Annotated in this window: 27 protein-coding genes; 23 read left to right on the forward strand and 4 right to left on the reverse strand. The window is 72.9% G+C overall.

What is annotated here, in order from left to right:
* Nucleotide 1: 1 nt before the first annotated feature.
* The 13 genes from AC6CH6_RS02415 (at nucleotide 2) to murA (ending at nucleotide 12357) form a co-directional block, all read left to right on the forward strand.
* Entirely contained in the window at nucleotides 2–1930 is a 1929-nt protein-coding gene (locus AC6CH6_RS02415) for a polysaccharide biosynthesis protein (RefSeq protein WP_498253899.1), read from the forward strand.
* Entirely contained in the window at nucleotides 1927–3039 is a 1113-nt protein-coding gene (locus AC6CH6_RS02420) for an MraY family glycosyltransferase (protein WP_240722643.1), read from the forward strand. Before AC6CH6_RS02415 ends, AC6CH6_RS02420 begins: the two co-directional genes overlap by 4 nt.
* Entirely contained in the window at nucleotides 3036–3464 is a 429-nt protein-coding gene (locus tag AC6CH6_RS02425; RefSeq protein ID WP_498253900.1) for a hypothetical protein, read from the forward strand. Before AC6CH6_RS02420 ends, AC6CH6_RS02425 begins: the two co-directional genes overlap by 4 nt.
* Nucleotides 3451–3840, forward strand: coding sequence for an AtpZ/AtpI family protein (locus tag AC6CH6_RS02430; RefSeq protein WP_498253901.1), 390 nt, complete (start codon nucleotides 3451–3453; stop codon nucleotides 3838–3840). Before AC6CH6_RS02425 ends, AC6CH6_RS02430 begins: the two co-directional genes overlap by 14 nt.
* 33 nt (nucleotides 3841–3873) lie before the next feature.
* Nucleotides 3874–4668 (forward strand): F0F1 ATP synthase subunit A, encoded by a 795-nt coding sequence (gene atpB, locus AC6CH6_RS02435; RefSeq protein WP_133410899.1) that lies wholly within the window; start codon nucleotides 3874–3876, stop codon nucleotides 4666–4668.
* 118 nt (nucleotides 4669–4786) lie between these two features.
* On the forward strand, nucleotides 4787–4990 hold the full coding sequence (atpE, locus tag AC6CH6_RS02440) for an ATP synthase F0 subunit C (RefSeq protein WP_017833261.1): 204 nt from the start codon (nucleotides 4787–4789) through the stop codon (nucleotides 4988–4990).
* A 47-nt stretch (nucleotides 4991–5037) separates the two neighbouring features.
* A complete protein-coding gene (locus tag AC6CH6_RS02445; protein WP_133410898.1) occupies nucleotides 5038–5589 on the forward strand; it encodes a F0F1 ATP synthase subunit B in 552 nt (183 codons plus the stop codon).
* Nucleotides 5589–6401: a F0F1 ATP synthase subunit delta gene (locus AC6CH6_RS02450; RefSeq protein WP_498253902.1), complete on the forward strand. Its 813-nt coding sequence runs from the start codon at nucleotides 5589–5591 to the stop codon at nucleotides 6399–6401. The genes AC6CH6_RS02445 and AC6CH6_RS02450 overlap by 1 nt, the downstream gene beginning before the upstream one ends.
* A 151-nt stretch (nucleotides 6402–6552) precedes the next feature.
* On the forward strand, nucleotides 6553–8178 hold the full coding sequence (atpA, locus tag AC6CH6_RS02455) for a F0F1 ATP synthase subunit alpha (protein WP_133410896.1): 1626 nt from the start codon (nucleotides 6553–6555) through the stop codon (nucleotides 8176–8178).
* Nucleotides 8179–8238: 60 nt separating this feature from the next.
* Nucleotides 8239–9150: a F0F1 ATP synthase subunit gamma gene (locus tag AC6CH6_RS02460; protein WP_419968223.1), complete on the forward strand. Its 912-nt coding sequence runs from the start codon at nucleotides 8239–8241 to the stop codon at nucleotides 9148–9150.
* Between the two features lie 55 nt (nucleotides 9151–9205).
* A complete protein-coding gene (gene atpD, locus AC6CH6_RS02465; protein ID WP_133410894.1) occupies nucleotides 9206–10672 on the forward strand; it encodes a F0F1 ATP synthase subunit beta in 1467 nt (488 codons plus the stop codon).
* Nucleotides 10673–10674: 2 nt separating this feature from the next.
* Entirely contained in the window at nucleotides 10675–10950 is a 276-nt protein-coding gene (locus tag AC6CH6_RS02470) for a F0F1 ATP synthase subunit epsilon (protein WP_031282932.1), read from the forward strand.
* A gap of 129 nt (nucleotides 10951–11079) precedes the next feature.
* Complete coding sequence (murA, locus tag AC6CH6_RS02475; protein ID WP_498253903.1) at nucleotides 11080–12357, forward strand: UDP-N-acetylglucosamine 1-carboxyvinyltransferase; 1278 nt, start codon at nucleotides 11080–11082, stop codon at nucleotides 12355–12357.
* 75 nt (nucleotides 12358–12432) lie between these two features.
* Here murA and AC6CH6_RS02480 read toward each other — a convergent pair whose 3' ends face one another.
* Both AC6CH6_RS02480 and nucS read right to left on the reverse strand, forming a co-directional pair.
* On the reverse strand, nucleotides 12433–12636 hold the full coding sequence (locus tag AC6CH6_RS02480; RefSeq protein WP_017833253.1) for a cold-shock protein: 204 nt from the start codon (nucleotides 12634–12636) through the stop codon (nucleotides 12433–12435).
* Nucleotides 12637–12960: 324 nt separating this feature from the next.
* Nucleotides 12961–13656, reverse strand: coding sequence for an endonuclease NucS (gene nucS, locus AC6CH6_RS02485; protein ID WP_031282930.1), 696 nt, complete (start codon nucleotides 13654–13656; stop codon nucleotides 12961–12963).
* Between the two features lie 69 nt (nucleotides 13657–13725).
* Here nucS and AC6CH6_RS02490 point away from each other — a divergent pair, with 69 nt between their 5' ends.
* The 6 genes from AC6CH6_RS02490 to AC6CH6_RS02515 all read left to right on the forward strand — a co-directional run bounded on the left by AC6CH6_RS02490 (nucleotide 13726) and on the right by AC6CH6_RS02515 (nucleotide 20242).
* Nucleotides 13726–14067 carry an Rv1322 family protein gene (locus AC6CH6_RS02490; RefSeq protein WP_133410893.1) on the forward strand — a complete coding sequence of 114 codons (342 nt, stop codon included), beginning with the start codon at nucleotides 13726–13728 and terminating at the stop codon, nucleotides 14065–14067.
* A gap of 227 nt (nucleotides 14068–14294) precedes the next feature.
* Nucleotides 14295–15257 carry a tetratricopeptide repeat protein gene (locus AC6CH6_RS02495; protein ID WP_498253904.1) on the forward strand — a complete coding sequence of 321 codons (963 nt, stop codon included), beginning with the start codon at nucleotides 14295–14297 and terminating at the stop codon, nucleotides 15255–15257.
* 174 nt (nucleotides 15258–15431) lie between these two features.
* Nucleotides 15432–16289 carry an ABC transporter ATP-binding protein gene (locus tag AC6CH6_RS02500; RefSeq protein WP_035928856.1) on the forward strand — a complete coding sequence of 286 codons (858 nt, stop codon included), beginning with the start codon at nucleotides 15432–15434 and terminating at the stop codon, nucleotides 16287–16289.
* Nucleotides 16271–17926 carry a hypothetical protein gene (locus AC6CH6_RS02505; RefSeq protein WP_498253905.1) on the forward strand — a complete coding sequence of 552 codons (1656 nt, stop codon included), beginning with the start codon at nucleotides 16271–16273 and terminating at the stop codon, nucleotides 17924–17926. Before AC6CH6_RS02500 ends, AC6CH6_RS02505 begins: the two co-directional genes overlap by 19 nt.
* A 57-nt stretch (nucleotides 17927–17983) precedes the next feature.
* Entirely contained in the window at nucleotides 17984–18319 is a 336-nt protein-coding gene (locus AC6CH6_RS02510; protein ID WP_419968217.1) for a DUF3039 domain-containing protein, read from the forward strand.
* A gap of 120 nt (nucleotides 18320–18439) precedes the next feature.
* Complete coding sequence (locus AC6CH6_RS02515) at nucleotides 18440–20242, forward strand: DEAD/DEAH box helicase (protein WP_035928862.1); 1803 nt, start codon at nucleotides 18440–18442, stop codon at nucleotides 20240–20242.
* A 55-nt stretch (nucleotides 20243–20297) separates the two neighbouring features.
* Here AC6CH6_RS02515 and AC6CH6_RS02520 read toward each other — a convergent pair whose 3' ends face one another.
* Nucleotides 20298–20909, reverse strand: coding sequence for an isochorismatase family protein (locus AC6CH6_RS02520; protein WP_133410889.1), 612 nt, complete (start codon nucleotides 20907–20909; stop codon nucleotides 20298–20300).
* Between the two features lie 113 nt (nucleotides 20910–21022).
* Nucleotides 21023–22372 carry a nicotinate phosphoribosyltransferase gene (locus AC6CH6_RS02525; RefSeq protein WP_498253906.1) on the reverse strand — a complete coding sequence of 450 codons (1350 nt, stop codon included), beginning with the start codon at nucleotides 22370–22372 and terminating at the stop codon, nucleotides 21023–21025.
* 55 nt (nucleotides 22373–22427) lie between these two features.
* Here AC6CH6_RS02525 and clpS point away from each other — a divergent pair, with 55 nt between their 5' ends.
* The 4 genes from clpS to AC6CH6_RS02545 all read left to right on the forward strand — a co-directional run bounded on the left by clpS (nucleotide 22428) and on the right by AC6CH6_RS02545 (nucleotide 25264).
* Nucleotides 22428–22766, forward strand: a complete 339-nt coding sequence (gene clpS / locus AC6CH6_RS02530) for an ATP-dependent Clp protease adapter ClpS (protein ID WP_017833243.1) — start codon at nucleotides 22428–22430, stop codon at nucleotides 22764–22766.
* Nucleotides 22766–23326, forward strand: coding sequence for a DUF2017 domain-containing protein (locus AC6CH6_RS02535; protein WP_017833242.1), 561 nt, complete (start codon nucleotides 22766–22768; stop codon nucleotides 23324–23326). Before clpS ends, AC6CH6_RS02535 begins: the two co-directional genes overlap by 1 nt.
* 115 nt (nucleotides 23327–23441) lie before the next feature.
* On the forward strand, nucleotides 23442–24377 hold the full coding sequence (gene murI, locus AC6CH6_RS02540) for a glutamate racemase (RefSeq protein WP_498253907.1): 936 nt from the start codon (nucleotides 23442–23444) through the stop codon (nucleotides 24375–24377).
* A gap of 59 nt (nucleotides 24378–24436) precedes the next feature.
* Complete coding sequence (locus tag AC6CH6_RS02545) at nucleotides 24437–25264, forward strand: MBL fold metallo-hydrolase (protein ID WP_017833240.1); 828 nt, start codon at nucleotides 24437–24439, stop codon at nucleotides 25262–25264.
* Nucleotides 25265–25283: the final 19 nt, after the last annotated feature.

A 25283-nucleotide genomic window follows, 5' to 3' on the forward strand; every position in this document is an offset into this window, starting at 1 on the left:
GATGAGTGGTTCGCCCGAGCGCACCGCCGGCACGGCGGTGCCCCCCGGGGGTCCAGCCGCGGGGTTCCCGCCCCGCGGCGCCCCGCAGGACAGGCCCGTGGCGTGGCTGTGGATCCAGATGCTGCTGGACTCCGTCGCCTGGGTCGTGGCCCTCGTGCTCGCCCTGGTGCTGCGCTACGAGATGGAGCTCCAGTTCATCAGCGCCCCCGGGCTGCTGCTGGTGTCCCTCGTGGCCGTGGCCGCCCAGCTCGTCGTCGGCTTCTCCTTCGCCCTGTACAAGGGGCGGTACTCCTTCGGCAGCTTCGACGAGGCCAAGCTCCTCGTGGTGGTCACCCTCATCGTCACGGCCGTGGTCCAGGTGCTGCTCCTCGTGGTGGGCACAAGCATCGGCATCCCGCGCTCCACCGCCCTCATCGCGTTCCCCTTCGCGTGCCTGTTCATGGCCGCCTTCCGCTACCTCAAGCGGATGTACCAGGAGGCCTCCGCCCGTCCGGGCGCCTCCGCCCAGCACGTGGTGGTCTACGGCGCCGGCTACCTCGGGACCTTCCTCATCCAGCGGATGATGCAGGACCCGCACTCGGAGTTCCTGCCCGTGGCCCTGCTCGACGACGACCCCGCCAAGAAGCACCTGCGGATCTCCTCCGTGCCCGTGCTCGGCACCCTGCACGACCTCCGCGACGTCATGGCCCGCACCCGCGCCTCGGTGCTGATCGTGGCGATGTCCGGCGCGGACCCCCGGATCATGCACCGGGTCGCGGACGCCGTGGCCGGCACCGGGATCCGGGTCATGACCATGCCCCCGCTCGGCGAGGTGCTCACCGCCAAGCACCAGGGCGCGGACTTCCGGGACATCAGCATGGAGGACCTCATCGGCCGCCGCCCCGTCGACATCGACGTCGAGGAGATCGCCGGCTACGTGAAGGGCCGCCGCGTCCTGGTGACCGGCGCCGGCGGTTCCATCGGCTCCGAGCTGTGCCGCCAGCTCGTCGGCTTCGAGCCCGCCGAGCTGATCATGGTGGACCGCGACGAGTCCGCGCTGCAGGGCACCCAGATCTCCATCACGGGGCGCGGCCTGCTCGACGGCCGCGACACCGTCCTCGCCGACATCCGCGACCCCGAGTCGGTCGGGGCGATCTTCCGCGACCGCCGCCCCCAGGTGGTCTTCCACGCGGCCGCCCTCAAGCACGTGTCCCTGCTCGAGCAGTACCCGGACGAGGCGTGGAAGACCAACGTCGTCGGCACCCTCAACGTGCTGCAGGCCGCGGAGGAGGCGGAGGTCGAGGTCTTCGTCAACATCTCGACCGACAAGGCCGCCAACCCCACCACGGCCCTGGGCCACTCCAAGCGCGTCGCCGAGAAGCTCACCGCGTGGATGGCGGACCGCACCGGGCGCCGGTACGTCTCGGTGCGCTTCGGCAACGTCTTCGGCTCCCGGGGCTCGATGCTCCCCCTCTTCACCGAGCAGATCCGGCAGGGCGGCCCGATCACGGTGACGCACGCGGAGGCCACCCGCTACTTCATGACCATCCCGGAGGCCTGCCAGCTCGTGATCCAGGCGGGGGCGATCGCCCGCGGCGGCGAGGTGCTGATCCTGGACATGGGCGAGCCCGTGCGGATCATGGACATCGCCGAGCGGCTGCGCGTGATGAGCGGGCGCGAGGACATCGAGATCGAGATCACCGGGCTGCGCCCGGGGGAGAAGCTGCACGAGGACCTCATCGGCCTCGGCGAGAAGGACGAGCGGCCCTTCCACCCCAAGATCTCCCACGCGCGCGCCGACCGCCTCGACCCCGCCCAGCTGGACCGGCACACCTGGAAGGTGCGCGGCGGCATGGTCTACACGGGCACGATCCCCGTCGTCAGACCGTCCACGCAGCCGCCGCCCACGTCGGTCCAGCGCCCGCGCAGCCCCTCGGGGCGGGCGTCGTGAGCCCGGCCCCGGTCGTGCTGCTGCCCGCCGGGCTCGATCTCACCGACCCGGGCGCCGCCCCCGACCCGGAGGAGCTGCGCCGGCTCGGGGAGCTCGTCCTCACGGTCGGTGTCCCCGCCCTCGTGCTCAGCCTCCTGCTGCCCCTGGCCGTCAAGCCGCTGCTCGCCCGGTGGGGCGTGCTCGACGTCCCCAACGAGCGCTCCTCCCACCACCGCACGGTCGTGCGGGGCATGGGCCTGGCCGTGGCCCTCGCCGTGCTCGTCGCCTACGGCTCCGCCCTGCTCACCGGCGCGATCGAGGTCGACCGCTCCGTCGCGCTCGTGGTCCTGGCCGTGACCGGGCTGTTCGCCGCCCTCGGCTGGGCCGAGGACTACCGGGGCGTGTCCGTGCGGGCGCGCCTGGCCGCGCAGCTGGGCATCGGCCTGGCCGCCACGGCCGTCCTGGTCGCGGTGCTCGGCACCTCCGCCTGGTGGCTGCCCGTGGGCACCATCGCGATCGCCGCCTACGTGAACATGGCCAACTTCATGGACGGGATCAACGGCATCTCGGGGCTGCACGGCCTCGCCGCGGGACTGCTGTACGCCTGGGCCGGCGCCTCCAACGACCTGCCGTGGATGATCGCCGCCGGCCTGGCCGTGGCGGGCGGCTTCGCCGGGTTCCTGCCCTGGAACCTCGGCCGCGGCACCGTGTTCCTCGGCGACGTCGGCTCCTACCTGCTGGGCGGCTCGCTGGCCGGCATCGCGGTCGCGGCCTTCCTCTCCGGCGTCTACGTCGAGTACCTCCTGCCCCCGCTCGCGGTCTACGTGGCCGACACCTCCGTGACCCTGCTCCGCCGCGTCCGCGCGGGGGAGGCCTGGTACCGGCCGCACCGCCAGCACGTCTACCAGCAGCTCACCGACGTGGGCCTGTCCCACACGGGCTCCGCGCTCGTCGTCACGGCCGCGACCGTCCTCGTCAGCGTCGCCTCGGTCGTGGGCCTGCGCACGGGGCCCGTCGCCACGGCAGTGGCCGGCGCGTTCGTGCTGGCGGTGCTCGCGCTCTACCTGGTCCTGCCCGCGCTGCTCGGGCGCCGTGCGGCCGTCCGCTCCCGGACGGGGACCCGCCCGTGAGCGCGGCCCTGCTCAGCGTCCTGCTCGGCGCGGGGCTGATCGTCGCGAGCCACCTGGTGACCGTGCTCGTGGCGCGGGCCACCGCCGGGACGGACGGGCCGGTCGCCGCCCCCGTGCTCGCCGCGACCTACGTCCTGAAGGTGCTCCTGCTCGGCTGGGTGCTGCTCACCGTGCCGGCCCCCGGCTGGCTGGTCCCGGGCTGGGTCGCGGCCGGGGTGCTGGCCGCGCTCGTCGTCTCGCTGGCGCTCGCGGCCCGCGCCGGCGCCCGCGGCACCCGCACCGCCCTGGGACCGGTGCTGGACGCCCGGCGGCGGGCGGCGGCCGAGCACCCGGACGGCCCGGGTGCACCCGGCTCCGCCGGCGACGGGACGCACGACGGCAGGACCCCGGACGACAGGAAGCAGGACGACCATGAGCGCGGATGACCGCGACGACCCGGCCCGCCCGGACGGGACGCCCCCGCCGGAGGACGGCCCCGGGGCCCCGCAGGACGGGCCCGCGGAGCGCCCCGGACTGCGCACCGCGGGGGAGCTGGTGGAGGGCGGAGGGCTCTCCGGAGGCCTCACGACACTCCTCTACGTGGTGATCGGGATGGGGTTCTGGAGTTTGGTAGGGTGGGGTGCGGATCGCGTGCTGGGAACCCGGTGGATCGTGGTCCTGGGAGCGTGCATCGGCGCCGCGTCCGGGATCTACGTCGTGTACCTCCACATGCAGGAGGGACTCCGTCGGAGTCCGTCCTCCGACGGTGCAGATCCTCACAACCCGCACCAGTCCGGCCCGGACTCGGCGCCCCGACCGTGACCACCGGCCAGAGCACTGCAGAAAGGACCCGCATTGAACGCCGCCCTCATCAGGCTCCCCGCCACCGGAGGATTCACCGCCCCGACAGTCGACGAGATGCACCTGCCCTACTTCTTCGAGGTGGGCTCCTTCGGCTTCGGCAAGCAGATGCTGCTGGTCCTCCTGTCGGTCGTCCTGATCGCCGGCTTCTTCATGTGGGCCATCCGCCGCAACGCGCTCGTCCCGTCGAAGTCCCAGTACCTCGCCGAGAGCGGCTACGGGTTCGTGCGCAACCACCTCGGCCGGGACATCATCGGTGAGAAGGAGTTCCGCCCCTACGTCCCGCTGCTGTTCACGTTCTTCTTCTTCATCCTGGTGAACAACCTCTTCGGCTCCATCCCGGTGCTGCAGCTGCCGACGCTCTCCCACGCCGGCTCCGCCTACGCCCTCGCCGGGATCGCCTACGTCACGTGGGTGTTCATGGGCATCAAGCGCCACGGCCTCGGCGGGTTCATGAGCAAGATGACCATGCCGCCGGACGTCCCGAAGGCCCTGTACGTCTTCCTCATCCCGATCGAGTTCCTCTCGAACCTGATCATCCGCCCCGTCACGCACGCCCTGCGTGTGTTCGCCACGATGTTCGCCGGTCACCTCGCCCTGATGGTCGCGGCCTCGATGACCGCCTACCTCATCACCAACGGCGGCCTGCTCAGCATCGTCTCCGTGGGCTCCACGGTGCTCGGCGTGTTCATCTACTTCCTGGAGATCCTGATCCAGGTCCTCCAGGCCTACATCTTCACCCTCCTCTTCGCCGTGTACGTCCAGGGCGCCCTGCAAGAGGGCCACTGACACCGGTGGAAGAAGCGGTCCGGCCCCGGCCGGACCCCCGCAGTCCATCCCCGAAATGTTCAGAGCCGACACGGCTACGACGCCCGGCCCCCGGGCACCTAGAAAGGAAATACCCCTCATGACTGGTTCGCTCAGTGCTATCGGTTACGGTCTGGCTGCCATCGGCGGCGGCATCGGCGTGGGTCTGATCTTCGCCGCGTACATGCAGTCCGTCGCCCGCCAGCCGGAGTCGCAGCGCGTGCTCCAGCCGATGCTGTTCTTCGGCTTCGCCGTGGTCGAGGCGCTCGCGATTCTGGGCTTCGTGCTCGCGTTCATCGCCTGAGTGGCGCATCCCGTACAAGTCCTTCCTAGAGAACAGGAATCGCGCACATGACACTCTTGCTGGCAGCCGAGGAAGGGGCGAACCCCCTCGTCCCCAACCTGTGGGAAGTGGCGATCACCCTCATCGGGTTCCTGATCCTGCTCTTCCTCGTCGTCAAGTTCGTCGTGCCGGCGTTCGAGCGGGTCTACCGTGAGCGCACCGAGGCCATCGAAGGTGGCCTGGCCAAGGCGAAGGCCGCGCAGGCCGAGGCCGCCGCCGCCCGCGACGAGTACAACCAGCAGCTCGAGAGCGCGCGCCTGGAAGCTCAGAAGATCCGCGAGGAGGCCCGCCTCGAGGGGGAGAAGATCCTCGCGGACTTCAAGGACCGGGCGAACGCCGAGTCGGCGCGCATCACCGAGAACGCCCACCGCACCATCGAGGCGGAGCGCTCGGCGGCCGTGGTCTCCCTGCGCAACGAGGTGGGCGCCCTGGCGACCACGCTCGCGGCGAAGATCGTGGGCGAGTCCCTCGACGACGACGCCCGGTCCAACCGGGTGGTCGACCGTTTCCTCGCCGACCTCGAGCAGGAGCAGGAGCGGAACGCAGGTGCGGCGCGGTAATGGCAGACGTAGCGAACGAATTCACCCAGCAGAGCGCTCGTGAGGTCGAGCGCTGGGCCGGCTCCGCCAGCCCCGCGCTCGCCCGTGAGCTGTTCGCCGTGCTCGCCATCCTCGACGAGAACGGCGCCCTGCGGCGCGCGCTGGCCGACCCCTCCTACGAGGGGCCGCGGCGCGAGCAGGTCGTGCGCCGGATCTTCGCCGACAAGGTCTCCCCGGACGCCGTGGAGATCGTCGCGCACCTCGCCGGTCGGCGCTGGAGCGACGACCGCGAGTTCGCCGACGCCCTCGAGCACGCCGGGGTGGCCCTCACCGCGGCGTCCGCCGAGAACCGCGCCGGACTCCAGGGCCTCGAGCAGGTCGTGGACCAGCTGATCGCGTTCAAGGGGGTGCTGGACGGCTCGCACGAGCTGCAGCGCGCCCTCAGCGACCAGCGCGCCGGGGTCGAGGCCAAGACGCGACTGGCGCACCGGCTCACCCCGGGCGCCTCGGACGAGGCACTGCTCCTCGTGGAGCAGGCCGTGCTCTCGCCGCGCGGAGCCCTGGTCGGCCGTCTGGTCGAGCGCTTCGCGGAGGAGGTGGCGGCCCGCCGGCAGCGGTGGATCGCGCACGTGACCACGTCGCGACCGCTGACCGAGGACCAGCGCGGACGGCTGCAGCAGCAGCTGAACACGCTGTACGGCAAGGACCTCAAGCTCACCGTGGACGTCGATCCGGCGCTGCTCGGCGGGCTCAAGGTGCAGGTCGGCGAGGAGGTCATCGACGGTTCCGTCGCGGCCCGGCTCGACGAGCTGCGCCAGCGGATCGGCGCCTGAGCGCCGGGGGCGCCCACGACGCCGCCGCGGGCGGGCGCCCCACCGGCCGAACGGCAGCAGCCGGTGGACCAGCGCAGCGTTCCGCCACAGATTTGGACTCACGGTCACCGCTGACGGCAGTGATCACGAACTAGGAGAGCAGGGACAGGACATGTCCGAAGTCACCATCAATGCCGACGACGTCCGTAGCGCGCTGAGCGAATTCGCCGCGTCCTACGAGCCCGGCACCGCAGAACGAACCGAGGTCGGCCGCGTCAGCAGCGCCTCCGACGGCATCGCGCGGGTCGAAGGCCTGCCCTCGGTCATGGCCAACGAGCTGCTGCGCTTCGAGAACGGCGTCCTCGGCCTCGCGCAGAACCTCGACACCCGCGACATCGGCGTCGTGATCCTCGGCGACTTCCGCGGCGTCGAGGAGGGCCAGGAGGTCCAGCGCACCGGGGAGGTCCTCTCCGTGCCGGTGGGCGACGCGTTCCTCGGCCGCGTGGTCGACCCGCTGGGCACGCCCATCGACGACCTCGGCCCCATCGAGGCCGAGGGCCGCCGCGCCCTCGAGACCCAGGCGCCCGGCGTGACCATGCGCAAGTCGGTCCACGAGCCCCTGCAGACCGGCATCAAGGCCATCGACGCGATGATCCCGATCGGCCGCGGTCAGCGCCAGCTCATCATCGGCGACCGGCAGACGGGCAAGACGGCCATCGCCGTGGACGCCATCCTGAACCAGCGCGCCAACTGGGAGTCCGGCGACGTCAACAAGCAGGTGCGCTGCATCTACGTGGCCGTGGGCCAGAAGGCGTCCACCATCGCCGGCGTGCGCCAGACCCTCGAGGACAACGGGGCGCTGGAGTACACGACCATCGTGGCGGCTCCCGCCTCCGAGGCCGCGGGCATCAAGTACCTCGCCCCCTACGCCGGCTCGGCCATCGGCCAGCACTGGATGTACGGCGGCAAGCACGTCCTCATCGTCTTCGACGACCTGTCCAAGCAGGCCGAGGCCTACCGTGCGGTCTCGCTGCTGCTGCGCCGCCCGCCGGGACGCGAGGCCTACCCGGGCGACGTGTTCTACCTGCACTCCCGCCTCCTCGAGCGCTGCGCCAAGCTCTCCGACGAGCTGGGCGCCGGGTCGATGACCGGGCTGCCGATGATCGAGACGAAGGCCAACGACGTCTCGGCGTTCATCCCCACCAACGTCATCTCCATCACCGACGGCCAGATCTTCCTGCAGTCGGACCTGTTCAACGCCAACCAGCGCCCGGCCGTGGACGTGGGCATCTCGGTGTCCCGCGTCGGCGGCGCCGCGCAGGTCAAGGCCATGAAGAAGGTCTCCGGCACGCTGAAGCTCGAGCTGGCGTCCTACCGCTCGATGCAGGCCTTCGCGATGTTCGCCTCCGACCTGGACCCCGCGTCCCGGCAGCAGCTGACCCGCGGCGCCCGGCTGATGGAGCTGCTGAAGCAGAAGCAGTACACCCCGTACCCGGTCGAGGACCAGGTCGTGTCCATCTGGGCCGGCACCAACGGCCACCTCGACGAGGTGGAGGTCGCCGACGTGCTCGACTTCGAGCAGGCCCTGCTGGAGCACGTGCGCCGCACCACCAACGTGATGGACTCCATCGTCGGCTCCGGCAAGCTCGAGGACGACGCCGTCGCCGCGCTGGAGACGGCCGTCGCCGAGGTCAAGCGGGACTTCCGGGGCACCAAGCACGGGATCGAGCCGGGCCACGAGGAGCACGAGCCCCTCGACGCGTCCGCGGTCGACCAGGAACGGATCGTCAGGAAGTAACCGGTCGGTCCGGTGCGCCGCCGCGGCGGCGCACCGGGCACGGTGACGAAAGGAAGTCACATGGGAGCGCAGATTCGGGTCTACCGGAACAAGATCGCGTCGACCAAGTCCATGAAGAAGATCTTCAAGGCCATGGAGATGATCGCGACCTCGCGCATCAACAAGTCCCGACAGGGTCTGCAGGCGGCGCGTCCCTACGCGAACGCGCTGACCCGGGCGGTCTCACAGGTCGCCACCCAGCACAACGTCTCCCATGCCCTGACCACGAGGGCCGAAGAGGTGCGCCGGTCGGCCGTGGTGATCATGACCTCGGACCGCGGTCTGGCCGGGTCCTACTCGTCCAACGTGCTCAAGGAGGCCGAGGGCCTGCTCGAGCTGCTGCACGGGGAGGGCAAGGAGACCAAGGTCTACCTGATCGGCCGCAAGGCCCAGGCGTACTTCGACTTCCGCAGCCGCCCGTACGAGCGGAACTGGACCGGGGACACGGACAACGCCCGGCCGGACCGTGCGCGGGAGCTGCGCAAGGTGCTGATCGAGGACCTGGAGACCGCGTACGAGGACGGCGGCGTCGACGAGATCCACCTCGTCTACACGTCGTTCCAGTCGATGGTCGTCCAGGAGCCCCGGGTGCTCCGGCTGCTGCCGCTCGAGGTCGTGGACGCCAACGCGCTGACCGACGAGGTCGCCCGGGAGTTCGAGGAGCTGGAGGAGCCCGACAGCACCTTCGAGTTCGAGCCGAACCCCGAGGAGTTCCTCGACGCCGTCCTGCCTCGCTACATCGACGCCCGACTCTTCGCGAGCCTGGCGCACGCCGCCACCAGCGAGCTCGCGGCCCGGCAGCGGGCGATGAAGGCGGCCGGCGACAACGCCGACGACCTCATCAAGAAGTACACGCGCCTGATGAACAACGCCCGCCAGGCCGAGATCACCACCGAGCTCACCGAGATCGTGAGCGGCGCCGAGGCCCTGTGACGGGCCGTCCCGGCGATCCAGCAAGTGTCCACCACGAACAAGTGAAGTGAGAGATATGACTGCCACCATCAGCGAACAGGCCGGGCAGCCGGTCTCGGGCGGTGCCACGGGACGCATCGCCCGGGTCATCGGGCCGGTCGTCGACGTCGAGTTCCCCGAGCACGCCGTGCCCGGCATCTACAACGCCCTGACCGCCCAGTACGAGCTCAACGGCGAGAAGCGGACGATCACGTTCGAGACCGCCCAGCACCTGGGCGACAACATGGTCCGCGCGATCGCCCTGCAGCAGACCGACGGCCTGGTGCGCGGCACCGAGGTCAAGGACTCCGGCGAGCCGATCTCCGTGCCCGTGGGCGACGTGGTCAAGGGCCACATCTTCAACGTGCTCGGTGAGGCCCTCGACGTCGAGACCTCCTCCCTGGAGATCACCGAGCGCTGGCCGATCCACCGCAAGGCGCCGTCCTTCGCGGAGCTCGAGGGCTCCACGGAGATGATGGAGACCGGCATCAAGTCGATCGACCTGCTGACCCCCTACATCAAGGGCGGCAAGATCGGCCTGTTCGGCGGCGCCGGCGTGGGCAAGACCGTGCTCATCCAGGAGATGATCACGCGTGTGGCCCGCAACTTCGGCGGCACCTCCGTCTTCGCCGGCGTGGGCGAGCGCACCCGTGAGGGCAACGACCTCTGGGTCGAGATGGAGGAGGCGGGCGTCCTCAAGGACACCGCCCTCGTGTTCGGCCAGATGGACGAGCCGCCGGGAACGCGTCTGCGCGTGGCCCTGACCGGGCTCACGATGGCCGAGTACTTCCGCGACGTGCAGAACCAGGACGTGCTGCTCTTCGTCGACAACATCTTCCGCTTCACCCAGGCCGGATCGGAGGTGTCGACCCTGCTGGGCCGCATCCCCTCCGCCGTGGGCTACCAGCCGACGCTGGCGGACGAGATGGGCGTGCTCCAGGAGCGCATCACCTCGACCCGCGGCCACTCGATCACCTCGATGCAGGCGATCTACGTGCCCGCCGACGACTACACCGACCCGGCTCCGGCCACCACGTTCGCCCACCTGGACGCGACCACGGAGCTCTCCCGTGACATCGCCTCCCGCGGTCTGTACCCGGCGATCGACCCGCTGACCTCGACCTCGCGCATCCTCGACCCGCAGATCGTGGGCCAGGAGCACTACGACGTCGCGATCCGCGTCCGGTCGATCCTGCAGGAGAACAAGGAGCTGCAGGACATCATCGCGATCCTCGGCGTCGAGGAGCTCTCCGAGGAGCAGAAGGTCGTCGTCTCGCGCGCGCGCCGCATCGAGCAGTTCCTCTCCCAGAACACCTACACCGCCAAGCAGTTCACCGGTGTCGAGGGCTCCACGGTCCCGCTCGCCGAGACCATCGAGGCGTTCGGGAAGATCTGCGAGGGAGAGTTCGACCACGTGCCGGAGCAGGCGTTCTACAACGTCGGCGGTCTCGACGACGTCATGCAGCAGTGGGAGCAGATCAAGCAGCGGACCGGTGGCAAGTAGTCATGGCTGAGATGATCGTCGAAATCGTCTCCCTCGAGCAGGCCGTGTGGACCGGCACCGCCCGGATGGTGCGGGTCCGCACGTCCGAGGGCGACATAGGTATCCTGCCCGGCCACGAGGCCGTGGCCGGCATTCTCAAGCCCGGCGACTTCGCGGTGGACCCCGTGGACGGCTCCCGGCTCGAGGGCACGATCGACGCCGGCTTCGTGTTCGTCGACAACGACCGGGTGACGATCGTGGCGGACAACGTGGAGCTGCCCGGCGCCGCCGCCGCCTGATCCCGCCCGTCCGCGCGGGGCCCCGCCCCGCGCGCCCAGCACAGTCGCGGCCTCCGCACCACCGGTGCGGAGGCCGCGGCCGTACCCGGGGCCCCGCAGGGACCCCGGCGAGACCGCCCAGGAGAGTGGATGGAAGAGAAGATCGTCGTGCACGGACCCACCGCGGTCAACGGCACCCTGCGCGTCTCCGGCGCGAAGAACAGCGTGCTGAAGCTGATGGCGGCGACCCTGCTGGCCGAGGGCGAGTCGACCATCACGAACGTCCCCGAGATCCACGACGTCACGATCATGGCGGAGCTGCTGCGCCGGCTCGGCTGCGGGGTGGTCTACGAGCGCGCCGAGAAGACCGTCCGCATCGACGTCCCGGCGGTCCTGCACCACCAGGCGGACTACGACCTGGTGCGGGCGATGCGCGCGTCGATCTCCGTGCTCGGTCCGCTGGTCGCCCGGTGCCACGTGGCCGAGGTCGCCCTGCCCGGCGGGGACGCCATCGGCTCCCGCGGCCTGGACATGCACCGGGCGGGCCTCGAGGCCATGGGCGCGGTGCTGCAGATCGAGCGCGGCTACCTCGTGGCGTCCGTGCCCCGCAGCCTGCGCGGGACGCACTTCCGCCTGGACTACCCCTCAGTGGGCGCCACGGAGAACCTCATGATGGCGGGGACGCTGGCCGAGGGCACCACTGTCATCGACAACGCGGCCCGCGAGCCGGAGATCGTGGACATCGGGCGGATGCTGCAGGCGATGGGCGCCCGGATCGAGGGGCTCGGCACGAGCACCGTGACGGTCGCCGGGGTGGCGTCCCTGCGCCCGGTGGAGCACCGGACGGTGCCCGACCGGATCGTGGCGGGCACCTGGGCGTTCGCCGCGGCCGTGACCGGGGGGACGGTGGAGATCGAGGGCGCGGAGCCCGGCCACCTGACCGTGGTGCTGGACAAGCTGCGCTCCGCGGGCTGCCGCGTGGAGACGGACGGGGGCCGCTTCGTGGTCGCCGGACCGCGGCGTCCGCGGGCGATCAACGTGTCCACGCTGCCGTACCCGGGCTTCCCCACCGATCTGCAGCCGTTCGTGGTGGCCCTCAACGCGGTGGCCGAGGGCTCCGGCATGGTCACGGAGAACGTCTTCGAGGCCCGCTGGGGCTTCACGGCCGAGCTCGAACGGCTGGGCGCGAGCGTGCGCCTCGACGGCCACCACGCCCTGGTGGCGGGGATGCCGGTGCTCTCCGGGGCGCCGGTGGAGGCCATGGACATCCGGGCGGGCGCGGCCCTCGTGATCGCGGGCATGGCCGCCGTCGGCACCACCGACGTGAGCGGCGTCCAGCACGTCGACCGCGGCTACGAGCACTTCGTGGAGCAGCTCGGGGCCGCGGGGGCCGCCGTCGAACGGCACCTGGTCGGCACCGCGTTCTGAGCACGCCGGCACGACGGAGCCCCGCACCCGGGACGGGTGCGGGGCTCCGTGCTCAGCCGGTGCGCGGGAAGCGGATCAGATGAGCGTGACGCCGGTGGCCTGCGGGCCCTTCTGGCCCTGGCCGATCTCGAACTCGACGCGCTGGTTCTCCTCGAGGGTGCGGAAGCCGCCCGACTGGATCTCCGAGTAGTGGACGAAGACGTCCGAGTCGGAGTCGTCGGGGGTGATGAAGCCGAAGCCCTTTTCGGCGTTGAACCACTTGACGGTGCCCTGGGCCATGAAGATCTCTCCTTGCGAGATGGTGCGAAACGTGTGCACAGGTCGTGCACGGAAGGGCGGTACCACGAGATGAGCCGAGGGCCGCGGTCTCCGTTCCCGAAGGAGGGGGACCAGGGCCAGGGTCGAACGTCACGCTCGCTTACCCGTTCTGCGAGCATGCAAAACATGGAACGAAGAACACGTTCAGCTTCACACACTCCCCGGGGGCGGTCAACGTTGTTCGCCTGCTGATCATCGCGTGTTGCGGGCTGTTCGCCGAGCGCGTGAGCCCGGCGGCGCCCGGCGCGGACCCGGGCCCGCGCCGGTGGGCCCGCAGGAGTGGGCTCAGAAGAGGCGCGAGCCGCTGTCGTCGAGCCCGCGCATCTCGTCGTAGTCGAGGGTCAGGCACGCGATGCCCCGGTCCTCGGCGAGCACCCGGGCCTGGGGCCGGATGAGCTGGGCGGCGTACACCCCGCGCACGGGCGCCAGGAGGGGGTCCCGGTTGAGCAGCTCGAGGTACCGGGTGAGCTGCTCGACGCCGTCGATGTCGCCGCGGCGCTTGAGCTCGACCGCCACGGTGGCGCCGGCGGCGTCGCGGGCCAGGATGTCCACGGGCCCGATCGCGGTGGGGTACTCGCGCCGGACCAGGGTGTGCCCCGAGCCCAGGCGGTGGATCTGCTCGGCGAGCAGGCGCTGCAGGTCCGCCTCGACGCCGTCCTTCACCAGCCCGGGGTCGGTGCCCAGCTCGTGGGAGACGTCCTCGTGGATCTCGAACACCTGGATGACGAGGCGGTCGTCGCTCTTGGCGGCCTGGACGGTCCACGTCTGCAGGACGCCCTCGGCCGCGAGCTCGGCCTCGGGCTCGCCGACGTGCAGGCGGGCGGGCGGGCTCATCCAGTTCAGGGGCTTGTAGCTGCCGCCGTCCGAGTGGACGAGCACGGAGCCGTCCGCCTTCACGAGGAGAAGACGCCGGGCGGCGGGCAGGTGGGCGCGCAGACGCCCTTCGTAGTCGACGGAGCAATCGGCAATGACGAGACGCACGCGGACCAGCCTAGCGCTCCGCGGGACCCGGCCCGGACCCGGAGGCCCCCGCTGTGAGACGATGGCGCCGTGCCACGCTCCAACCACTCCTCCCGACGCCGCCACGGCGGGCCCGGCAACGGCCCGCGCGCGAGCAAGTGGCAGCGCGGCGCCGCCCAGGAGCCGTGGTCGGTCGAACGCGTCCTGGAGCCGGCGCCCACGGTGGAGCGCTCGGCGGACGGGGACTGGCTGGTCCGCCACGTCCGGCCCGCCAACGCGGTCAAGACCTACACCTGTCCCGGCTGCGGCCGCTCGATCCCGCCGGGGATCGCGCACCTGGTCGTCTGGCAGCAGGACTCCCTGCTGGGGGCGCGCAGCGCCTTCGAGGACCGCCGCCACTGGCACGAGCGCTGCTGGCGCACCCGCCGCTGAGCCCGGCCCTGCCCGGCGCGGACGCCGTCACGGCGTCACGCCGGGAGCGGACACGCGGGCGCACCGATGGCCGCGCCGCCCCCGGCGGCCGATAATCGTGGAAGACCCGCGGCGCCCGCCGGGCGCCGTCCCGCCACCGGACCGGCGGACCGGACCACCGATCCCGCCCCGACACCGACGGCCGAGCGGACCGCCGTGCCCGTCGACGAGCCCTCAGGAGACGCCCCGTGAACGAGTTCCAGCACCAGCAGCCCCGCCGCACCGCCGAGACCGCTCCGCCGCCGCAGGAGGCCCCGCTCCCGTCGTCGGTGCGGGGCTCGGTGGACCTGGGCGCCGTGCCCGCCGCCGGGCCGGGCGGGCCGCCCGCGGGGGAGGGCCGGCCGGGCGGGTACCGCCGGGAGGTGACGGCGGCGGACTTCCAGGAGGTCGCCGAGCTCTCCACCCGGGTCCCCGTGGTCTTCGCCCTCTGGGCCCGCTTCAGCGAGCAGTCCGTGGCGTTCACCGACACCCTGGAGCAGGTCGTGGACCGCTACCGGGGACGGCTCCTGCTGGCCTCCGTGGACGCCGAGGCGGCCCCCGAGATCGCGCAGATGTTCCAGGCGCAGTCCGTGCCCACCGTGGTGGCGCTGCTCGGCGGGCGGCCCGTCCCGCTGTTCAACTCCACGGTCCCGGCCGAGCAGGTGACCCAGCTCCTGGACGAGCTGCTCGCGCTCGCCGAGCAGAACGGGATCACGGGCACCGTGGAGCCCGTCCGCCCCGACGACGAGCCGGAGCCGCTGCCCCCGCTGCACCAGGAGGCCGTGGACGCCCTCGAGGCCGGGGACGTCGACGCCGCCGAGGCCGCCTACCGGAAGGCGATCGCCGAGAACCCCGGGGACCGGGAGGCGAAGCTCGCCCTCGCCCAGGTGCACCTGCTCCAGCGGGTGCTGCCGCTGGACGCCGCGACGGTCCGCGCCGAGGCCGCCGCCGCCCCGGAGGACGTGGCGGCGCAGCTGGCCGTCGCCGACCTCGACGTCTCGGGCGGCCACGTGGAGGAAGCCTTCCGGCGGCTGCTGGACCTGGTGCGGCGCACCGCCGGGGAGGAGCGGGACACCGTCCGGCTGCGCCTGCTCGAGCTCTTCGACGTGGTGGGCGCCGATGACCCGCGCACGGTGACCGCCCGGGGCGCCCTGATGCGCGCCCTGTTCTGAGCCCCCGCCCCTGACCCCGCCCCGTCGGACCGTCCCGGCGACCGCGCGGCCACGGTCCGCCGGCGCGCGGGGCGCGCCCTCCGCCGCAGGGTGGAGCGCACCCCGCGCGCCGGCGGGCCGGGCTCCGCCGCGTGCCGGAGGCGCGCGCGGTCCCCGCCTGCCTACGCTGGGGGCATGAGCCACCAGCACCTCCCGCAGGCCGCCCCGGAACGGACCGGCGCCCCCGCGCCGGACACCCCGGCGCCCCCGTCCGGCGGGCCGCCGGCGCTGAGCGTGCGCGGGCTCGTCCGGGTCTTCGGCCGCCCCGGCACCCCCGAGGCCAAGGTCGCCGTGGACCGCGTGGACCTCGACGTCCCCCGCGGCTCCTTCTTCGGCCTCGTGGGACGCAACGGCGCCGGCAAGACCACGATGCTGTCCATGGCGACCGGACTTCTCCGCCCCACGGCGGGCAGCGCCCGCGTGGCCGGTGTCGACGTCTGGGCCGAGCCCCGTCGGGCCAAGCAGCTCATGGGCGTGCTGCCGGACGGCCTGCACCTGTTCGACCGGCTCACCGGACGCCAGCTCGTCACCTACGCCGGTCTGCTGCGCGGCATGGACCGGGACGTCGTGGCCGAGCGCACCGACGACCTGCTGCGGGCCATGGACCTCACGGCCGACGCCGGGACCCAGGTCCAGGACTACTCCGCCGGCATGACCAAGAAGATCGCGCTGGCCGGCGCCCTCATCCACGCCCCGAGCCTGCTCGTCCTCGACGAGCCGTTCGAGTCGGTCGACCCCGTCTCGGCGGCGAACATCCGCGAGATCCTGCACGGCTTCGTGTCCGCCGGCGGGACCGTGGTCGTCTCCAGCCACGTCATGGACCTCGTGCAGCGGATGTGCGACCACGTCGCCGTGATGGACCGCGGCCGGGTGCTGGCCGCCGGGACGGTCGACGCGGTCCGGGCCGGGGCCACGCTCGAGGACCGGTTCGTCGAACTGGTCGGCGGGCGCCGGGAGACGGGGGAGGGCCTGCCGTGGCTGCGCCCGGAGTGAGCCCGGAGCTCGCCCCGGCCCCGGAGGGCCTCGCCCCCGCCCGGGCGGGCACCGCCGCCCTGGCCTGGCGCCTCGTGGGCCTCAAGGCGAGGATCCTCGTCAACACCCTCACCCGCAGCACCTGGGTGCTCGTGGGGACCGTGCTGGGCGCCGCCTACTTCGTGTTCCTGCTGGGCCTGGCCGTGGTCGCGCTGTTCCTGCTGGGCCGTCAGGACCTGTCCCTGGTGCGCACCGTCCTCGTGCTGGCCGGGTCGGCGGCCGTGCTGGCCTGGTGGCTGCTGCCCATCCTCGCGGCGCGGGCCGACGCCACGCTGGACCCGGCCCGCCTCGCCCTCCTGCCCCTGTCCGTGGGCCAGGTGCAGTGGGGCCAGGCCCTCGGCGCGGTCGTCGGCGTGCCGGGTGCGCTCACCGTCCTGGCGCTCCTCGCCACGGTGAGCTCCTGGCGCTCGTCCGCGGCCGCGCTGCTCGCGGCCCTCCTGTGCGTGCCGCTCGCGCTGGCCCTCGTGGTCACCGGATCCCGCTGCGTCACCGCCCTCGCCGTCGGTCTCGGCCGCCGCCGGCGCCTCACGGAGCTGGTCTCGCTGGCCGCGCTCGTGGCCCTGGTGCTGCTCGGCCCGATCCTCACCGGCCTGCTGAGCGGGCTGGAGAGGCTGTGGGACCGGCTGCCGCAGTACGCCGGCGTGCTCGCGTGGACGCCGGTCGGAGCCGTCTGGGCGGTCCCGGCCGACGTCGCCGCCGGCCGGTGGGGCACCGCCGCCGCCCGGCTGGCCGTCACGGTCCTGACCGTCGTCGTCCTCGTCCTCGTCTGGCGGGTCGCGCAGGAGCGGGCTCTCACCAGCACGGCCGGCGGGCGGACCGCGGCCCCGCGCGAGGGGGCCGCCGGCGCGGGGCTCCTCGACCTCGCGCCCCGGCGCCCGTGGGCGGCCGTCGCGGCCCGGTGCCTGGTCTACTGGGTCAGGGACCCCCGCTACTCGGCCGGTCTGCTCGTCATCCCGGCCCTCGCCGTGCTCATGTGGTTCTCCCGGGACCCGGAGGGAGGCGGCGTCTTCCTCTACGCCCTGGGCCCGATGATCGCGGCGCTGCTCGCGTACCAGATCTCGGGCGACGTGTCCTACGACAACACCGCCCTGCACCTGCACGTCCTCACCGGTGTGCGGGGCGTCCACGACCGCGCGGGCCGGGTGCTCGCGCTGCTCGTGATCGCCGTGCCGCTCACGGCGGCCGGGCTGCTGCTGCCGTTCGCGGTCGAGGGCCGGTGGCAGCTGCTGCCCGGGGTCGCGGGCACCGCGCTGCTGGCGCTGCTGGGCGGGGCGGGCCTGTCCTCGGTGATGTCCGCCCGGTACACCTACCCCGTGGCCCCGCCGGGCGCGTCCCCGCTGAAGACGCCGCAGGGTTTCACCGTCCTGAACGTCCTCGTCCAGTTCGTGGCGCTGGGGCTGATCCTCGTCCTCGTGCTGCCGGCCGCCGTCCCCCTCCTCGTGCAGGTCTTCACCGGCGACCCCGTGTGGGGCTGGGCGGGGCTGGCCGCCGGGGCGGTGCTCGGCCCGCTGCTGTGCTGGGGCGGGATCGTCCTCGGCGGGCGCTGGTACGACCGGCGGGCCCCCGAGCTGCTCCAGGAGGTCGCCCAGTTCCGCTGAGCGGGACGGGCGCTCCCGGCGCACGGGGGCCGGTGGGGACGGGGTAAACTGGCGCCCATGCATGTCTCAGCGGCGACCACCGGCACCCCGACGAACGGCCCGGACGACACCCCGTACGGCGCCGATCCGGCGCAGCCGGCCGGGGGCACCTCGACGATCGAGCGCGAGGAGACCAGGGAGCTCGAGGAGCCGGGCGACCACGAGCGCTTCGCGCACTACGTGCGCAAGGAGAAGATCATGGAGTCCGCCCTCTCCGGCGAGCCCGTGATCGCCCTGTGCGGCAAGGTCTGGGTCCCCGGCCGCGACCCGCAGCGGTTCCCGGTGTGCCCCACCTGCAAGGAGATCTACGACGGACTCCGCCCCCCGAACGACCAGGGCGACGACCAGGGCTGAGCTCCCCCGGCCGAGGAAGCGCCCGCCGCCGGCGGGCGCTTTTGCGTGGCCCGCCGCGCCCCCCTGTCATCCACCGCGGCCACCAGGCCGCGGCACCACGAGCGAAAGGACGTCGCCAGAGTGTCCCAGGACGACCAGCTCTCCTTGTTCGGCGCAGCCGCCGCCGACCTCCCCCCGGCCTATCCGGACCGCGCCGCGTGGGGCACGGCCCCCAAGCTGCGCGCCTGGCAGGCGGAGGCGCTGCAGCGCTACTTCGAGGCACAGCCCCGGGACTACATGGCCGTCGCGACCCCCGGGGCCGGCAAGACGACCTTCGCGCTGCGCGTGGCCAAGGAGCTCTTCGACCGCGGGACCGTCAACCGGATCACGGTGGTGACGCCCACGGACCACCTCAAGCGGCAGTGGGCGGACGCCGCCGCCCGCGTGGGCCTGGCGATCGATCCGAACTTCAAGAACGCGGACGGCTCCCACGGCCGGGACTACCTGGGCGCCGCCGTGACCTACTCGCAGGTGGCCATGAAGCCGCTCCTGCACCGGGCCCGCACCGAGGCGGGCCGGACCCTGGTGATCATGGACGAGATCCACCACGCCGGGGACTCCCTCACGTGGGGCGACGGGCTCCAGGAGGCCTTCGACCCTGCCGCCCGCCGGCTCGCCCTGACCGGCACGCCCTTCCGCTCGGACACCGCGCCGATCCCGTTCGTGCGCTACCTGGAGGACGGGGACGGCATCCGCCGCTCGAGCGCCGACTACACCTACGGCTACGGCGACGCGCTCAAGGACCACGTGGTCCGGCCCGTGATCTTCCTCGCCTACTCGGGGCAGATGCGCTGGCGCACCAGCGCGGGGGAGGAGATGGCCGCGGAGCTCGGCGAGGGCTTCACGAAGGACATCACCGCCCACGCGTGGCGCACGGCGCTCGACCCGAACGGGCAGTGGATCCCGTCGGTGCTCCAGGCCGCGGACCAGCGGCTCACGGAGGTGCGGCGCACCGTGCCGGACGCCGGGGCGATGGTCATCGCGACCGATCACCAGGACGCGAAGGCCTACGCCGCGCAGCTGCGCCGGATCACCGGGGAGAACCCCACCGTGGTCCTCTCCGACGACAAGGGCGCCTCGGACCGGATCGACGAGTTCTCCGCCGGGGACAGCCGCTGGATGGTGGCCGTGCGGATGGTCTCCGAGGGCGTCGACGTCCCCCGGCTCGCCGTGGGCGTCTACGCGACGTCCACGTCCACGCCGCTGTTCTTCGCCCAGGCGGTCGGCCGCTTCGTGCGCGCCCGCAAGCGCGGGGAGACGGCCTCCGTGTTCCTGCCGTCCGTGCCGGCGCTGATGCAGCTCGCCAACGAGATGGAGGCCGAGCGGGACCACGCCCTCGACAAGCCCGCCGCGGAGGAGACCGGCCTGCCGGCCGACCCCCTCGAGGAGGGCTGGGACGACGACCTGCTCGAGGAGGCCAACCGGGAGGAGAAGGCGTCCGCGGCCCTCGCCCAGGGCCGGTTCGAGGCCATCGGCTCGGACGCGTCCTTCCACGGGGTCCTCTTCGACGGCGGCGCCTTCGGCGGCGGCGTGGCGGTGGGCTCGGAGGAGGAGGCGGACTTCCTCGGCATCCCGGGACTGCTCGAGGCCGACCAGGTCTCGGCGCTGCTGCGGGAGCGTCAGTCCCAGCACGCCCGGCGGCGCCCCGGCGCCGCCCGTGCCCCGGAGCAGCCGGCGGTGCCCGACCACCGGCGGCTCAAGGAGCTGCGCGCCACGCTGTCCAAGAACGTCTCGGCCTGGGCGTCCCGCACCGGCACCCCGCACGGCATGGTCCACAACGAGCTGCGCCGGGTGTGCGGAGGACCCGCGGTGGCGCAGGCCAACGAGGCGCAGCTCCAGGCGCGGGTCAAGAAGCTGCAGGACTGGTTCATCGGGCGCAAGTGAGCCGCGCCCGGGACGCGGACCGCCCGGGACGGGGCGGTCCGATGCCGGGCACGGGTCAGGACCGGACGACCTCGACCCCCGCCTCCGCCATCTCCCGCAGGGCGCGCTCCGTGGACTCCGCGGCGACGCCCGCGGTGAGCTCCACCAGCACCCGGGTGTCGTAGCCGGCCTCGACGGCGTCCAGGGCGGTCGCCCGCACGCAGTGGTCGGTCGCCAGGCCCACGATGTCCACGGCCTCGATCTCGTGCTCCCGCAGCCAGTCGTCGAGGCTCACGTCCGGCTCGTCGTCGACGTCCTCGTCGTCGCCCATCGGCACGTCCGCGTCCGGGGCCAGCAGCCCCTCGAAACCGGAGTAGGCGGCGTCGTGCTCGCCCTTGCGGAACCACGCCTGGATCCAGTCCGTGTCCAGGTCCGGGTGGGAGTGGGCCCCGCGGGACTCGGCGACGCAGTGCACCGGCCAGGACTCCACGTAGTCCGGCTCGTCGGAGAAGTGCGCCCCGGGGTCGACGTGCCAGTCCTGGGTGGCCGCGACGGCCGCGTAGTCCCCGTGGTGGTCCTCCAGGTGCTCCGACACGGCGGCGGCCACCGCCGCGCCTCCGGCGACGGGCAGCGAGCCGCCCTCGCAGAAGTCGTTCTGCACGTCGACGACGATCAGTGCGGTCCTCATGGTGTTCCTCCCTCGGTTCGGTGCTTCACGCTCGGTGCTTCTCGTTCGGTGCTTCACTTGCGGTGGTGCTCGTCCGGCGGATCCCGTCCGGCGCGCTCCGCCCGGACGGCTGCTCAGCCCGGGATCTCCGGCCCCAGCACGGTCGGGATCACGGGGTCGCCCTCGCTGAGCCGCCGGGCCGAGCGGGGAAGCTCCGCCACGGACGCCGCGTGCCGCTCCCGGGCCCGCCGGACCCCGTCCGGGCCGGTCCAGCCGTCCAGCAGCTCGCCGCGGCGGACGAAGTCCTCCAGCAGCGGCCGGTCGTCGCCGTCGTCGTCGGGCAGCCGGCCGATCCCGACCACCTCGTGGGTCGCCGTGCCCCGCTCGTCCCGGCGCCGCAGGGCGTGCTTGCGCCCGCCCACGGACACCTTGCCCTTCGCGGCCTTCGCCACGGGCCGCAGCTCGCCGGAGGTGTCCTCGCGGGCCACCAGCTTGTAGACCATCGACGACGTCGGCGCGCCGGAGCCGGTGACCACGCGGGTGCCCACGCCGAACGCGTCGACGGGCGCGGCGTTCAGGGCCGCGATCGCGTACTCGTCCAGGTCCGAGGTGACGGTGATGCGCGTGTCCGGGTTGCCGAGCTCGTCGAGGAGCCCGCGCACCCAGGCGGCCTGGGTCACGAGGTCGCCCGAGTCCAGGCGCACGCCGCCCAGCCCGGGACCCGCGAGCTCCACGGCCTTGCGCACCGCGGTCTCGACGTCGTAGGTGTCGACGAGCAGGGTGGTGTCCCGGCCCATGGACTGGAGCTGGGCGCGGAAGGCGTCCTCCTCCGTGTCGTGCAGGAGCGTGAAGGAGTGGGCGGCCGTCCCGACCGTCCGGATCCCGTAGCGGTGCCCGGCCTCGAGGTTCGACGTCGAGTCGAAGCCCCCGATGACCGCCGCCCGCGCGGCCGCGACGGCGGCCTCCTCGTGGGCGCGCCGGGAGCCCATCTCGATGCACGGGCGCCCCGCCGCGGCACCCACCATGCGGGAGGCGGCCGAGGCCACGGCGCTGTCGTAGTTGAGCACCGACAGGAAGTACGTCTCGAGCACGCAGGCCTCGGCAAAGGTGGCCTCGACCACGAGCAGCGGCGACGAGGGGAAGTACGCCTCGCCCTCGGCGTAGCCGGAGATCGAGCCGGTGAAGCGGAAGTCCGCGAGGTAGTCCAGGGTGGCGCGGTTGACCACGCCGGTGTCCGCCAGGAAGCGCAGCTGCTCGTCGCCGAAGCGGAAGCTCCCGAGCCCCTCGAGGAGACGTCCCGTGCCCGCCACCACTCCGTAGCGCCGCCCGGCGGGCAGCCGCCGGGCGAAGACCTCGAACACGCTGCGCCGCTGCGCGGTGCCGGCGTGCAGGGCGGCCTGCAGCATGGTCAGCTCGTAGTGGTCGGTCATCAGGGACGTGGGCGGCGGGGCCCACCGGTGGCTGCGCTGGTTCACGGGCACCACTCTAGCGACGCCGCCGGTGCGCCCCGCCTCCGGCACTCGCTACGATGGACGGACCATGCACTGCGCTACTCCCGCCGCCGCCCGCCCCGCGGCCACCGCCACCCCGGAGACCGGCACCCGGCCCACCGGCGCGACGTCCGTGGCCACGGAGACCGAGACCCCGTGGAACGTGGTCGTGTGGGACGACCCCGTCAACCTCATGAGCTACGTCACCTACGTGTTCCGCTCCTACTTCGGCTACCCGGAGGAGAAGGCCCGGTCCCTGATGCTGGAGGTCCACCACCACGGGCGCTCCGTGGTGGCCAGCGGCTCGCTCGAGGAGGCCGAGACCCACACCGCGGCGATGCACGGCTTCGGACTGTGGGCCACCTTCGAGCAGGCGGGGGGCCACTGATGGCGCAGGGCTTCCGGTCCACCCGCCGGGGCATCACCGCCCGCTTCGAGGAGCCCGAGAAGGAGCTGCTCCAGAAGCTGTTCGCGGACGTCGCCCAGGCGCTCGCCCCCGAGCAGCCGGCCTCGGAGGACTCCCTCGAGCGGATGCTCGGCGTGTCCGGGGACGCCACCGTCCCCGACGACTCCGCGCTGCGGCGGCTGCTGCCCGACGGGAGCCTGGACCCCGAGCGCGCCGCCGAGTTCCGCCGGTACACGGAGCGGGGGCTGCGGGAGACCAAGCGCGGCGTGCTGCAGCAGGCGGCCCTCGCGCTGGAGGCCCAGCCCGTGCGGCTGGACCCCGCCCAGGCGCAGGCCTTCGGGCAGGCCCTCAACGACGTGCGGCTGGTGCTGGCGGACCGGCTCGGGATCCGGAGCGAGGCCGACGCCGAGCGCGTGGGACGCTACGACGACTGGTCCGCGATCGAGGACGTCGAGACGTACATGTCGCTCCTGTACAACTTCGTCTCGTGGCTGCAGGAGACCCTCATGGAGGCCCTCCTCCACGACCTGCCCCGGGACTGACCGGGCACGACACCTCGGACGGCCCCCGCCTCGGCCGGAGGTGACGCGGCTCACGGCGGCACGGCCGCGGCGCGGTTTGGGACGGCGGCACGCCCGGGACTACGCTCTTGACGATATGCAGGATGACGACGTCTTCGGGGCCGGCGGCCGGACCGCCCGGCGCCCCAACCCCGGTTCACCCATCGGCGTGTTCGACTCCGGGGTGGGCGGTCTCACCGTGGCCCGCGCCATCATCGACCAGCTGCCCCACGAGGAGATCGTGTACGTGGGGGACACCGCTCACGGGCCCTACGGGCCGCTGCCGATCGCCGAGGTCCGGGCGCACGCCCTGCGGATCATGGACGAGCTCGTCGACTCGGGTGTCAAGCTGCTCGTGATCGCCTGCAACACGGCGTCCGCGGCGGTGCTGCGCGACGCCCGGGAGCGCTACACCCGGGTCTACGGGATCCCGGTGGTCGAGGTCATCCAGCCGGCGGTGCGCCGGGCGGTCGCCTCGACCCGCAACGGCCGGATCGGCGTCATCGGCACGGAGGCCACGGTCGGTTCCCGCGCCTACGACGACACGTTCGCCGCCGCCCCCCACCTGCGGATCGACTCGGTGGCCTGCCCCGCGTTCGTCGACTACGTGGAGGCGGGCGTCACCACGGGGCCCGGCCTGCTGGCCACGGCCCAGGCCTACCTGGACCCGCTGCGCGAGGCCGACGTGGACACGCTGGTGCTGGGCTGCACCCACTACCCCCTGCTCACCGGCGTGATCTCCTACGTCATGGGCGACGCCGTCACGCTGGTCTCCAGCGCGGAGGAGACCGCCAAGGACGTCTACCGGGCGCTGGTCGGCCACGGGCTCGAGCGGGACCCGAGCCTGCCCGCCCACCACGAGTTCCTCGCCACCGGGGACGCCGCGTCCTTCGAGGTCCTCGCCCGGCGGTTCCTGGGGCCGGAGGTCGCCCGCGTCCGGCACACCAGCTCCGTGGCGGAGCAGTACCCCACGGGCTCGCTCGCGCGGATCACCCCGGAGATGATCGGGGGAGCGGGCCCGTCCGCGCCCTGAGCAGCTCCGCGGCCGGTGCGGCCGCCGTCCCACCGGCACCTCCTGGAAGGCTCTCGCCCATGAAACTCACCATCATCGGATGCACCGGCTCCTTCGCGGGGCCGAACTCCCCGGCCTCCTGCTACCTCGTCAGCGGTGAGGACGCCGAGGGACGGACCTGGCGCATCCTGCTGGACATGGGCAACGGCGCCCTCGGGGTGCTGCAGCGCCACATCGACCTGCACGACATCGACGCCGTGCTCGTCAGCCACCTGCACCCCGACCACTGCATCGACCTGGCCGGGCTGCACGTGGCGATCAAGTGGGACCCGCGCGGCTGGGGCCGGCCCCCGATCCCGCTGTGGGCGCCCACCGGCCTCCACGAGTACCTCAGCAGCACCCACGGGCTCCCCACGGAGCCCGGGATGCACGGGGAGTTCGACTTCCACACCTGGGTCCCGGAGGAGCCCGTGCGGGTGGGGCCGTTCGCGATCACGCCCTTCCGGGTGGAGCACCCCACCCCCGAGCCCTACGCCCTGCGCATCGACTACGACGGCGTCATGGGTCCCAGCACCCTGGCCTACTCCGGGGACACCGACGCGTGCGAGGGGCTCGTGCGCGCCGCGCGGGACGCCGACGTCTTCCTGTGCGAGGCCGCCTACCACGAGGGCCGCGACGACGCGCTGCGCGGCATCCACCTGACCGGCCGGCGCGCGGCGGAGGCCGCCCGGGACGCCGGGGCCCGCCAGCTGCTGCTGACGCACCTGCCGGTGTGGAACTCCCCGACGCGGGCCGTGGAGGAGGCGCAGGAGGTCTTCGCGGGCCCCATCGGGGTGGCCGAGCCCGCCTACACCTACCGGATCGTCCGCCGGGGGAGCGGCCGTCCCGCGGCCGCCGTCGGGCCGTGAGCCCCACCGCCGGCGGCCG

It is taken from the genome of Kocuria sp. GQ42 (assembly GCF_059758435.1).